Consider the following 11,554-nt stretch of genomic DNA (forward strand, 5'->3'; position numbering starts at 1 on the left):
AATCTTACTTCTTCGCCGCCAGACGGGCCGCCACCGCGGCGCCCAGGTCGCCGGGCGACTTCACCGTGGTGACGCCGGCCTTCTCGAGCGCGGCGAACTTGCCGGCCGCGGTGCCCTTGCCGCCCGAGGCGATGGCGCCGGCGTGGCCCATGCGCTTGCCGGCCGGGGCCGACGCGCCGGCAATGAAGCCGACCACGGGCTTGGTGACGTATTCGGCGATGAACTCGGCCGCCTCTTCCTCGGCGCTGCCGCCGATCTCGCCGACCATGATGATGGCCTCGGTCTGCGGGTCGTCCTGGAAGAGCTTGAGCGCGTCGATGAAGTTGGTGCCGTTGATCGGGTCGCCGCCGATGCCGATGCAGGTCGACTGGCCGAGGCCGGCGTCGGTGGTCTGCTTCACCGCTTCATAGGTCAGGGTGCCCGAGCGCGACACGATGCCGACCTTGCCGGGCATGTGGATGTGGCCCGGCATGATGCCGATCTTGCACTGGCCCGGGGTGATGACGCCCGGGCAGTTCGGGCCGATCAGCACGACGTCGTCGTAGCCCATCAGCGTGTTCTTGACGCGCAGCATGTCCAGCACCGGGATGCCCTCGGTGATGCAGACGATGACGCGGATGCCGGCGTCGGCCGCTTCAAGGATCGCGTCTGCCGCGAACGGCGGCGGCACGTAGATCACGGACGCATCGGCGCCGGTCTCGTCGACGGCTTCGCGCACGGTGTTGAACACCGGCAGGCCGATGTGGGTGGTGCCGCCCTTGCCCGGGGTCACGCCGCCGACGACCTTGGTGCCGTACTCGACCATCTGTTCGGCGTGGAAGGTGCCCTGCTGGCCGGTGAAGCCCTGGACGATGACCTTGGTGTTCTTGTCGATCAAAACGCTCATGTGTGCTTTGTCCCAGGTTTTCAGGCAGCGGCCGCGACGGCCTTCTTGGCGCCGTCGTTGATGTCGTCGGCGGCCTGGATGGCCAGGCCGGAGTTCTTGAGGATCTCCTTGCCCTTCTCGACGTTGGTGCCTTCCAGGCGCACGATCACGGGCACCTTGACGTCCACTTCCTTGACCGCGGCGATGATGCCTTCGGCGATCATGTCGCAGCGCACGATGCCGCCGAAGATGTTGACGAAGATCGCCCGCACCTTGTCCGACGACAGGATCAGCTTGAAGGCCTCGGTCACGCGTTCCTTGGTGGCGCCGCCGCCGACGTCCAGGAAGTTGGCCGGCGAACCGCCGTTGAGCGCGATCACGTCCATCGTGGACATGGCCAGGCCGGCGCCGTTGACCATGCAGCCGATGTTGCCGTCCATGGTCACGTAGTTCAGGTCGTACTTGCTGGCCAGCAGCTCGGTCTCGTCTTCCTGGCGCACGTCGCGCATCGCGGCCAGTTCCGGGTGGCGGAAGGTGGCGTTGTCGTCGGAGTTGATCTTGCCGTCGAGCACGGCCAGGTCGCCCGAGGTCAGGATCGCCAGCGGGTTGAGTTCGACCAGGGCCAGGTCCTTCTCGTTGAACAGCTTGTACAGGCCCAGCATGATCTTGCTCAGCTGGGTGACCTGCTTGGCGTTGAGGCCCAGCGCGAAACCGAGTTCGCGGCACTGGTAGGCCTGCAGGCCCTGCACGAAGTTGACGTTCAGGGTCTTGATCGCGTCCGGGTTCTCGACCGCGGTCTTCTCGATCTCGACACCGCCGTCGCTGGAGGCGATGAAGGTGATGGACTTGCTGCCGCGGTCCACGAGCACCGACAGGTAGAGTTCCTTGGCGATGTCGGTGGCCTGGGTCACCAGCACCGAATCCACGGGCAGGGCGACGCCGGCCGTCTGGTAGGTCGTCATCTTGGTGCCCAGCATGGCCTTGGCGTACTCGCGCACCTGGTCCAGGGTCTTGGCCAGCTTGACGCCGCCGGCCTTGCCGCGGCCGCCGGCATGGATCTGCGCCTTGACGACCCAGAAGTCGCCGCCGATGGCCTTGGCCGCATCCACGGCCTCTTCGGGAGTGCGGGCGACGCGCCCGGCCGGGACGGCGATGCCGTAGTCGGCGAACAGCTGCTTCGCCTGGTATTCGTGGAAGTTCATGCGGCTACCTGTGTGGGGAAGGGGCGCGAGCGAGGGCCGGTATTGTCGCCGACCCCCCCGGCAAAGGCAAAATCACCAGTTCCCGCGGCGGGCGGGCCACCCGGGACCGGGGCGGGCCCGGGCCGGTGGCATACTTCCCGCCATGGCGCCCACTCCCCGCAAATCGCAGGCATCGTCCCCGCAGCGGCGCGAGCTGTACTTCTTCACCCTTTACCGGGTCCTGGAGGCCGCGCTGCTGGGCCTGGTGGCCTTCAGCCCGGCCGGCGAAATGCTGCTGACGATCCGCGAGCCGGCGATGCTGCAGACGCTGGTCGTGCTCTACATGGCGGCCTCCGTCGCCCTGCTGGTCGCCAGCTACCGCAGCCAGATGCCGGCCCCGCACCAGGCGGCGATCGGCCTGGGCCTGGACCTGCTGATCGTCGCCGGCACGCTGAGCACGACCACCGGCAGCCAGGGCGGCATCGCCCTGCTGATGCTGTTCAACGTCGGCGCCGGCGCGCTGATCCTGCCGCAGCGTGCGGGCCTGGGCTTTGCTTCGGCCGCCGCGATCATCGTCCTGGCCGACAGCCTCTACCACCGCACCGTCGACCCGCTCAATGCCCGGCCGATGGCCGAGTCGGTGATGTTCAGCGTCACCTACCTGGCGACGGCCGTGCTGTGCGAGCTGCTCAGCCGGCAGGTCACCGAGTCGCAGGCGCTGGCCGAGAAGCGCGGCGAGGAGCTGGCCAACCAGGCCGAGATCAACGAACTGGTGATCCGGCGCATGCGCACCGGCATCCTGGTGGTGGACGGCGACCACCAGGTCCGCGTCTGCAACGAGGCCGCGTGGGCCCTGCTGGGCAAACCCTCGCCGGACCGCAAGCAGCTGGCGGACGTCGCCGGCGAGCTGCACAAGGCGCTGGGCCGCTGGCGCAGCGGCCGCAGCGAGATCCCGCGGCCCATGACACTGGCCGAAGGCGCGCCCGAGGTGCTGCCGCGCTTCGTTTCGCTCAGCCTGACCGACAACCTCTACCTGATCTTCCTGGACGACAGCCGCATCTACTCCGACCGCGCGGAGGAACTGACCCTGGCCACCCTCGGCCGGCTCTCCGCCAGCATCGCCCACGAGATCCGCAACCCGCTCGCCGCCATCAACTATTCCGTGCAGCTGCTCGAGGAGGCGACCGAGCTGCCCGAGGCCGACCGCCGCCTGCTCGAGATCATCCACACCCAGTGCCAGCGCATGAACGGCATCGTCCAGGACATCCTGGGCCTGGCCCGGCGCGAGCGTTCCCAGCCGGAAACCGTGGACATCGGCCAATTCGCCCGCCGTTTTGTCGACGAATACCGCGCCAGCCATCCGCTGGAGACCGACATCCTGCAGTCGGTGGCCGAACGCAGCACCCTGGCCATGGCCGACCCCCGGCACCTGCACCAGGTCCTGACCATCCTGGTCCAGAACGCCCTGACCTACGGCCGCATGCCCGGCGAGCCGGCCAAGGTGACCGTCGCCGTGCGCAGCGGTCCGCCCGGGGCCCCGCCGGAGATCAACGTGCTGGACCGCGGCCCCGGCATCCCGCCGGGCGTGGCGGAGCGGATTTTCACTCCGTTCTATACGACCAGCGAACACGGCACCGGCCTGGGGCTGTACATCGCCCAGCAGCTCTGCGAAGCCAACCAGTGCACCCTGACCTACCAGCCGGTGCCCGGGGGCGGCAGCTGCTTCCGGATCGTGATGCCGCCGGGCATGACCCTGATGCAGGACGACACGTCCTCCGGCCGGCTCAATCTGGCCTGAGACCAGCTGCTTCGGCTAAGGTGTAGGGGCCTCAACCCCTCCGGTACCGCATGGCCACCCCCCGCAGCGCCCTCGTAGTCGATGATGAACGCGACATCCGGGAACTGCTGGTCCTGACCCTGGGCCGCATGGGCCTGCGCGTGGACACGGCGGCCGACCTCTCCAGCGCCCGGGCGCAGCTGGCCCAGTCCAGCTACGACCTCTGCCTGACCGACATGCGCCTGCCCGACGGCTCGGGCCAGGAGCTGATCGAGCTGATCGCCCAGCGCTACGCCGACACCCCGGTGGCGATGATCACCGCCTTCGGCAACGTCGAAGCCGCCGTGAACGCACTCAAGGCCGGCGCCTTCGACTTCGTCACCAAGCCGGTCGACCTTTCCGTGCTGCGGCGGCTGGTGCAGCACGCCCTGGGCCTGAACGAGCAGCGCCGCACGGCCAGCCCGGCGAGCGCCCGCCTGCTGGGCGAATCGCCGCGCATGCAGCAGCTGCGCCAGACCATCGGCCGCGTCGCACGCAGCCAGGCGCCGGTCTACATCACCGGCGAATCCGGCGTCGGCAAGGAGCTGGTCGCCCGCCTGATCCATGAGCAGGGCTCGCGCGCCGCCGGCGCCTTCGTGCCGGTGAACTGCGGCGCGATCCCGTCGGAGCTGATGGAAAGCGAACTGTTCGGCCACAAGAAGGGCAGCTTCACCGGCGCGCACGCCGACAAGGAAGGCCTGTTCCAGATCGCCCAGGGCGGCACGCTGTTCCTGGACGAGGTCGCCGAGCTGCCGCTGCACATGCAGGTGAAACTGCTGCGCGTGATCCAGGAGAAGACCGTGCGCCCGGTCGGCGCCCCGGCCGAGCTGCCGGTGGACGTGCGCATCCTTTCGGCGACCCACAAGAACCTGGGCCGCCTGGTCGAGGACGGCAAGTTCCGCCACGACCTGTACTACCGCATCAACGTGATCGAGCTGCAGGTGCCGCCGCTGCGCCAGCGCCGCGAGGACATCGCGCCGATCGCCGCCACCATCCTGCAACGCCTGGCCGCCGGCCAGCCGGACGCACCGATGCTGTCGGAGGAAGCGGAGGCGGCGCTGAGCGCCTATCCGTTCCCGGGCAACGTGCGCGAGCTGGAGAACATTCTCGAACGCGCCGTGGCGCTGTGCGAAGGCCAGCGCATCGAAGTCGCGGACCTTTACCTGCCGCAGGTCGACAGCCTGATCGGCCAGGAAGCCGACGTGCCGCTAAAGGCCGTGCTGGCCGCACCCACCCAGGCCGCCGCCGGGCTGGCGGGTCCGGACGCCACCGCCCTGCCGGACGCGATCGAGCAGATGGAGCGCGACACCATCCAGAAGGCGCTCGAGGCGAACCGCTACAACAAGACCAAGACCGCCGCCCAGCTCGGCATCACCTTCCGGGCGCTGCGCTACAAGCTCAAGAAGCTGGGGATGGAGTAGGCGCTACTGGCCGGGGCCGCCCTGCGGTAGCGATCCGTCGGCCCAGGCCAGCAGATAGGCACGGACGAACCCGTAGCTGGAACCAGGCAGGACCGGAATGGATGCGCCTTCTTCGCGGTCCAGGCGCATCGCCTCGGCCGGCTGTCCGCTGCCGATCGCACCCAGCATCGCGATCACCAGCATGTGCTCCCGGGTTGCCAGCGGCCGGTCTAGCCCCAGTGTGGCCAGGGCCTGCCGCCCCGACTCGAGCATCGCGCCCGGCTCGCGGCCCGCGGTCGCCGCATAGGCCCGCTGCACCGCTTCGACCGCATCGGGCTGCCCGTCGGCGAGGTACCAGGCCGGGGCGCGCCAAACGCCTTCCTGGTCTTCGGCCGGAAGGTGCGAGAGCGTGAACTCGGCCACCGTGGTCGCGGCGACCAGCCAGCTGTCGACTTCCCCCGGAGACACCGGTGCAAGGGAAAGGCCGCGCAGCAGCGTTGCCTGCGCGGCGATGCCCTGGTAGTCCTTCGACACGGTGGACATGTCGCCCGTCCGGAGCGCGTCCGCGACGTTCAGGGCGACCGTCGGCAATCGCACCATGGCATCGTCGCGCCCTGGCGTCAGGCCTTGCGACAGACGCGGCGGCCGGCGACCGTCCGTCAGCTCGAGCACCGGCAAGCCGCTTTCGGCCAGCGCGTGCAGCCATTTCGCCGAATCGCCGCGGAATCGGGACCGGGGAGCCTGCAGCGAGACCGTGGGATAGAAGTCGTCGTGGGCCTCGGCGCCGGTCAACCGGACCAGGTTTTCGACCAGCCGCTGCGAGCCGACGCGGTAGGCGGAGAAGTCCGCTGCGGTGGCCAGGCCGACCCGCGCCAGTTCCCGCTGAAGGTCCGAACCGGCAGCCGCGGGATAGCTCAGCGGCGGAATGGGCCGATGGCTGGCCAGCAGCACGAGGTCGCCGAAATTGGGCCGGTAGACTTCGATGTGGGGGAATTCGGCCGAAAGGGCCGACAGGATCGTGGCCAGCAACCGGTCATCGAGTTCGTAGGTGTGGACCCATTGGACCAGGATGCCATCGTCCTCCAGATGGCTGGCAAGAAAGCCGTAGAACTGCCGGGTGAACAGGCTTGCGACGCCGCTGACCCAAGGGTTAGAAGGTTCGGAGACGATGACGTCGTAGCGACGCTGGCCCGTGGAGAAGTAGGTGCGCGCGTCGTCGATGTGCAGATGCGAGCGCGGATCGGAATAGGCACGCGCGACCCGGGAGCCGAACAGCATCGCACCGTCGTACATGGCCCTCTCGATCTCGATCGAGTCCACGACTTCGGGCACCGGGCTGCCAAGCACCGTATGCGTGCTCAGGCCCGAACCCCAGCCGATGACGGCGATGCGCCTGGGCTCTGGGTGCACCGCCAGCGGCATGGCGCCCAGCATCAGCATCGTGATCTCGTCGTCGGAGGGCCGCACGGCCAGATCGAGCTGCATGGCCGCGTCCGGCTTGCCGTTGGTCGCGATCGTCGCCGCCGCCCCCTGGGTATAGACCGCCACGGTCGTCGTCTTGCCGTCGCGCAGGAACCGTACACGCGAGGCTTCGTCGAGGGTCGCGCTGCCGGTGCGGAAAACGCCGGACGCAAGCGCCTGCGGATCGGCCCGGCCCAGCACGAGGCTCGAGCCCAGCACCAGCATCGTCGTGACCAGCGCGCCCAGATAGGCCGCCGGACGGACCCCCTCGGCATAATGGCGCAGCAGCACGAAGCCCAGGACGATGTCGGCCAATGCCGCCAGGGTGACGGCGAGGTGCAGGCCCATGGCGGGGATCAGCACGTGGACGGCCAGAGCCACGCCGACGATCGCGCCCAGGGTATTGGCGGCATATATCCGCCCGATGCCGGACTCCCCCGCACCCCGCCGCAGCAGCGACATCGTGAACAGCGGAAGCGTCATGCCGGCGAAAAACGCCGCCGGGAACATCACCAGCAGGGCCACGACCGCGCTGCCGAGACTGAACATCGAGTAGCCGCCATCCGTCCGCGGCACCCAGTCCATCAGCAGGCCCACCCACCGGAAACTCTGCGCGAACACCGGCAGCGACACCAGCGCGGCCAAGCCCATCAAGATCTGCGCGTAACCGGCGTAGGCCACCGGATCGGTGATCGTGCGGCTGCGGCCCCGGATCCACAAGCCGCCGAACGCCAGCCCGAGGATGAACGCCGAAAGCATCAGCTCAAAGGAATGGATGGTGGTGCCCAGCGCCTGGTTGAGCATGCGCACCCAACCGATCTCGTACACGAAGGAGCTCGCCCCGGTGATGCCGGCCGCCAGCAGCATCATGCGGTAGAACGAGGCCTCCACCGGCCGCTCGGCCGGTCTGGGGTCCGCCTCGGACGGAGCGGCGGCGAGCAATACATCGCCACGGCGGGAGACGAGCCACGCCGCGATGCCCACGGCCAGATTGACGATTCCCGCGACCGCGACGGCGCCGGGCATGCCGATCGACGGCAACAGCACGAAGGTCGCGAACAATGCGCCGAAGGCGGCGCCGACGCTGTTGCTGAAATACAGCCCGCCCAGGATTTCGCCGTCGGCCCCGGGCGCCACGCGCAGGTAGCCGGCACTCATCAGCGGAAACGTCATTCCCAGCAGGATGCTCTGGGGCGCGATCAGCAGCGCCGCACTGCCCCATTGCCAGGCCCTTACCGCCCAGGGCTCCGAGAGCGCCGGGTACACGAGGTCATGGGAAACCCCCGTGTACGCGATGAACAGCGGATGGAAGGCCAGGCCGGCCAGGCCGATGACGATCTCGACCAGCGCATAGGCGAAGATCAGCCGCCGCCAGCGCACGCCGCGCCGGCTGACCAGCCAGGCACCGAGCGCCATGCCGCCCATGAAGATCGCCAGCACCAGCGTCTGCGCGTAGGCGGCATGGCCCAGGCTGAGGCCAAGGTAGTGCGACCAGATCGCCTGATAGATGAGTCCCGCGAAACCCGAGGCGACAAACAGCGCCAGCAGCATCCGCTCCAATCCCTTGGTCCTGCTCGGCATTCCTTGTCCCCTGGCGTCGTCAGCACCGGAGCATAGCGGAATCGCCCTGCCCCCCCGGTGCCGGCAAAACGTGCGCTGGCTCACGGTTCGAGACGTCAATTACTGACGCACTGCGTCACTTTATGACAAAGGACCGAAAATAATGCGCGTTGTCCCTCCCCAGACTGGTCTTGCGTTACCTAATCTGCCTATATTCCGGCCTGTGACGATCCTCTCAGGATTGGCACAGTTGATGCTTCACTGACTTAGCACGTGCCCAGGCACGGCTACCCACGGACGGGGATTCCGTACCGGTACGTGACAACCACAATCCACCTAGGGGATTTACCCATGAAGAAGATCCAGAAAGGCTTCACCCTGATCGAGCTGATGATCGTGGTCGCGATCATCGCCATCCTGGCCGCCATCGCGCTGCCGGCGTATCAGGACTACATCGCCCGCTCGCAGGTCACGTCCGGCCTGGCCGACATCCGTGGCGGCGTGACGGCGTTCGAAGAGCTGATCAACCGTGGTTCGACCGGTACCGCCAATGCGGGCGCCATCGGTCTGGCCAGCGCCACCGCGCGCTGCTCGTCGATCGTTGCCACCGGTGACTTCGACGACGATTCCGGCCAGATCATCGAGTGCACCCTGCAGGGCAACCCGAAGGTCGCTGGCCAGAAGATCACGCTGGAGCGCAATGCTTCGGGCGCCTGGCAGTGCGAAACCGACCTCCCGGCTGCTGACAAGACCAAGTACAACCCGGGCGGCTGCAACTGATCCACGCCTGACCGCTGCATCGGCAGGGGCGGTTTCCGCCCCTGCTTCTTCCGACGCAATGCCGACATCCCGAGATACCCGGCCGACTTCATCCCCCCGGAAGCCGACCCCTTGGAGCCAGCTGCCATGCGCGCTACGAAGGGCTTTACGCTGATCGAGTTGATGATCGTCGTCGCCATCATCGCCATCCTGGCGGCGATCGCGCTGCCGGCCTATCAGGACTACACCATCCGCTCCCAGGTGACCGCCGGCCTCGCTGACATCACCGGTGGCAAGACGCTTTACGAAGCGCAGATCCTCGCGAACAACGCGACCAATTTCGACATCGAGGCCATCGGACTGCGGTCCAGCACCCCTCGCTGCAACCTGATCTCGATGGACCCCACGCCCGGCTCGGGTTTCATCGAGTGCCGCTTGAACGGCCATCCTCTGGTCCAGAACGAGACCGTACGGCTTGAACGGAACAGCAGCGGCGCTTGGAACTGCGTCACGTCCGTGGCGGCCACGAAGCACAAGCCCGAAGGCTGCGGCTGACCTTGGCTCAGGCCAGGCATGACCTAGCAGCGAGGTTCTCGTACTCTGCGTGGATCCTTCCGACCAAGCTGCTTGATTGATGACGTCCCTGCCGCGTTCCGTTCGCCCGCTCCTGCCTCTACTTCTGCTGTTGGTGGTCGCACTGGCCTACTGGCCGGGGCTGTCCGGTGGCTTCATCTTCGATGACCACAACAACATCCAGATCAATCCACGCATCCAGATCGATTCGCTGGATCTCGCTTCCCTGTCGCGGGCGGCGCGCGCCTACGAGCCCGGCGCCTATGGCCGCCCGCTGTCGACTTTGAGTTTTGCGCTGGACCACTACTTCCACGGCAAGCACCCCTACGGCTACAAGCTGACCAGCCTGGCGGTGCACCTCTTCAACACCCTCCTCGTTTTTCTGCTGGCGGCACGACTGCTTGCGCTGCCGCGGGCCGGCGGGCCATGGACGCCCTGGGCGGCGCTCGCCATAGCCACGGCCTGGGCGTCCCACCCCCTGCAGGTTTCAACGGTGTTGTACATCGTGCAGCGCATGGAGATGCTGGCCGCAACATTCGTGCTGCTTGCCCTGCTCGCCTACCTGCAGGGCCGCCTGCGCCAGATGCGGGGAGAGCGCGGCGGACTGTGGCTGGCGGCGTCCGGCCTGCTGGCCGGCATGGGCCTCCTGGCGAAGGAATCCGCCATCCTGTTCCCGGCTTTTGCCCTGATGCTGGAGTTCACGCTACTGGGATTCGAGGCTCGGTCCGAACGCCTAGCCCGCGGCCTACGCTGGGCGTACGCCGGCGCGACCCTGGCGGCGGCCGTGCTGTTCTTCGGTTACGTGGTGCCCCGCTTCGCCCCCGCCGAAAGCTTCGCTGGCCGGGACTTCACCGTGGGCGAGCGCCTGCTCACCCAGCTCAGGATCCTGCCGATGCATCTGGGGCAGATGCTGCTGCCGCTTCCCGATTCGCTGCCTTTCTATTACGACAACTATCCCAAGTCCACCGGCTGGCTGTCGCCGTGGACCACACTCGGCGGCGGCTTGTTGCTGGCCTCGCTGGCGGCTCTGGCTTGGTTCCTGCGCCGACGCGCACCGATCGTGACCTTCGGAATCGGCTGGTTCTTTGCCGCCCATGCGCTCACCAGCGGCCCGTTGAATCTGGAAATGGCGTTCGAGCACCGCAACTACCTGGCCCTGTTCGGCATCGTGGTCGCAGCGGCCGACGTCATCCGACGGCTGCCGACGCGCGATGGCCCGGCGCTGAAGGTTTTTGCCGTGGTGGTGGTCGTGGCGATGTTCGGCGTCCTGACCACCATCCGGTCGGCAACCTGGGGCCATCCGCTGCTGCTGGCGACCGACTTGGTCGCCCGCAATCCGCAGTCGCCGCGTGCGAGCAACGATCTTGCGACCACCTACGTGGACATGTCGGACGGCTCGGTCGACTCGCCCTTCCTCCATTTGGGCATGCAGGAGTTTGAACGTGGGTCCCGTTTGCCCGGTGCCTCGCCACTGCCCGAGCAGGGCCTGATCCTGATGGCCGCCGTCTCCGGCTACCCGACCGACCCCGCATGGTGGGACCGCCTGATCGACAAGGTGCGCACTCAGCCCATCGGCCCGCAACAGGCGATGGCGGTGAACGGACTGCTCTCCCAGCACAAGCAAGGCATAAAACTGGACGCCAGGCGACTGGCCGAAGCTTACCAAGCGCTCCTCGACCGCCAACCATGGCCGGGCCACGTCTACGCCTACTTCGCTGACTTCGTGCTTGCCGACCTGCAGGACGAGGCCTGGGCCGAACGGCTGTACCTGCAGGCGGTGTCCCGGGACCCGACTGATTCCGCGTTCGCGAACCTGGTCCTGAGCAACCTTATCGTCGAGGGCCATGGTCGCCAGGCCGAAGCGGTGATGCGGCGGATGAGGGAGCTGGGCCTTACCGACGCCGCGCCGCCCACCCCCTCGGACGCCCGCTAGGCCACA

At 67.7% G+C, this 11,554-nt stretch carries 8 protein-coding genes; 5 read left to right on the plus strand and 3 right to left on the minus strand.

The window, feature by feature from the left end:
* Positions 1 to 4: 4 nt before the first annotated feature.
* Together sucD and sucC are read right to left on the minus strand one after the other, a co-directional pair.
* The gene (sucD, locus tag E1B00_RS06930) at positions 5 to 886 is read right to left on the minus strand and encodes a succinate--CoA ligase subunit alpha (protein WP_139446961.1); all 882 of its coding nucleotides are present in this window, start codon (positions 884 to 886) and stop codon (positions 5 to 7) included.
* A gap of 20 nt (positions 887 to 906) precedes the next feature.
* Positions 907 to 2,067, minus strand: coding sequence for an ADP-forming succinate--CoA ligase subunit beta (gene sucC, locus E1B00_RS06935; RefSeq protein WP_139446963.1), 1,161 nt, complete (start codon positions 2,065 to 2,067; stop codon positions 907 to 909).
* Positions 2,068 to 2,209: 142 nt separating this feature from the next.
* Here sucC and E1B00_RS06940 point away from each other — a divergent pair, with 142 nt between their 5' ends.
* Together E1B00_RS06940 and E1B00_RS06945 are read left to right on the plus strand one after the other, a co-directional pair.
* Positions 2,210 to 3,844 (plus strand): sensor histidine kinase, encoded by a 1,635-nt coding sequence (locus tag E1B00_RS06940; protein ID WP_139446965.1) that lies wholly within the window; start codon positions 2,210 to 2,212, stop codon positions 3,842 to 3,844.
* A 50-nt stretch (positions 3,845 to 3,894) separates the two neighbouring features.
* A complete protein-coding gene (locus E1B00_RS06945; RefSeq protein WP_139446967.1) occupies positions 3,895 to 5,283 on the plus strand; it encodes a sigma-54-dependent transcriptional regulator in 1,389 nt (462 codons plus the stop codon).
* Between the two features lie 3 nt (positions 5,284 to 5,286).
* Here E1B00_RS06945 and E1B00_RS06950 read toward each other — a convergent pair whose 3' ends face one another.
* The gene (locus tag E1B00_RS06950) at positions 5,287 to 8,274 is read right to left on the minus strand and encodes a spermine/spermidine synthase domain-containing protein (RefSeq protein WP_139446969.1); all 2,988 of its coding nucleotides are present in this window, start codon (positions 8,272 to 8,274) and stop codon (positions 5,287 to 5,289) included.
* Positions 8,275 to 8,634: 360 nt separating this feature from the next.
* Between E1B00_RS06950 and E1B00_RS06955 the strand changes: the two genes are divergently transcribed.
* The 3 genes from E1B00_RS06955 (at position 8,635) to E1B00_RS06965 (ending at position 11,548) form a co-directional block, all read left to right on the plus strand.
* A complete protein-coding gene (locus E1B00_RS06955; RefSeq protein WP_139446972.1) occupies positions 8,635 to 9,063 on the plus strand; it encodes a pilin in 429 nt (142 codons plus the stop codon).
* Positions 9,064 to 9,189: 126 nt separating this feature from the next.
* The gene (locus tag E1B00_RS06960) at positions 9,190 to 9,597 is read left to right on the plus strand and encodes a pilin (protein WP_139446974.1); all 408 of its coding nucleotides are present in this window, start codon (positions 9,190 to 9,192) and stop codon (positions 9,595 to 9,597) included.
* A 79-nt stretch (positions 9,598 to 9,676) separates the two neighbouring features.
* Complete coding sequence (locus E1B00_RS06965; RefSeq protein WP_139446976.1) at positions 9,677 to 11,548, plus strand: hypothetical protein; 1,872 nt, start codon at positions 9,677 to 9,679, stop codon at positions 11,546 to 11,548.
* Positions 11,549 to 11,554 lie beyond the last annotated feature (6 nt).

The organism is Arenimonas terrae, from assembly GCF_006265115.1.
Taxonomy (GTDB): domain Bacteria; phylum Pseudomonadota; class Gammaproteobacteria; order Xanthomonadales; family Xanthomonadaceae; genus Arenimonas; species Arenimonas terrae.

Excerpts from the sequence above, each read along its gene's own strand:
- sucD (WP_139446961.1), bottom strand. The coding sequence starts at position 886 with ATGAGCGTTTTGATCGACAAGAACACCAAGGTCATCGTCCAGGGCTTC.
- sucC (WP_139446963.1), bottom strand. The coding sequence starts at position 2,067 with ATGAACTTCCACGAATACCAGGCGAAGCAGCTGTTCGCCGACTACGGC.
- E1B00_RS06940 (WP_139446965.1), top strand. The coding sequence starts at position 2,210 with ATGGCGCCCACTCCCCGCAAATCGCAGGCATCGTCCCCGCAGCGGCGC.
- E1B00_RS06945 (WP_139446967.1), top strand. The coding sequence starts at position 3,895 with ATGGCCACCCCCCGCAGCGCCCTCGTAGTCGATGATGAACGCGACATC.
- E1B00_RS06950 (WP_139446969.1), bottom strand. The coding sequence starts at position 8,274 with ATGCTGCTGGCGCTGTTTGTCGCCTCGGGTTTCGCGGGACTCATCTAT.
- E1B00_RS06955 (WP_139446972.1), top strand. The coding sequence starts at position 8,635 with ATGAAGAAGATCCAGAAAGGCTTCACCCTGATCGAGCTGATGATCGTG.
- E1B00_RS06960 (WP_139446974.1), top strand. The coding sequence starts at position 9,190 with ATGCGCGCTACGAAGGGCTTTACGCTGATCGAGTTGATGATCGTCGTC.
- E1B00_RS06965 (WP_139446976.1), top strand. The coding sequence starts at position 9,677 with ATGACGTCCCTGCCGCGTTCCGTTCGCCCGCTCCTGCCTCTACTTCTG.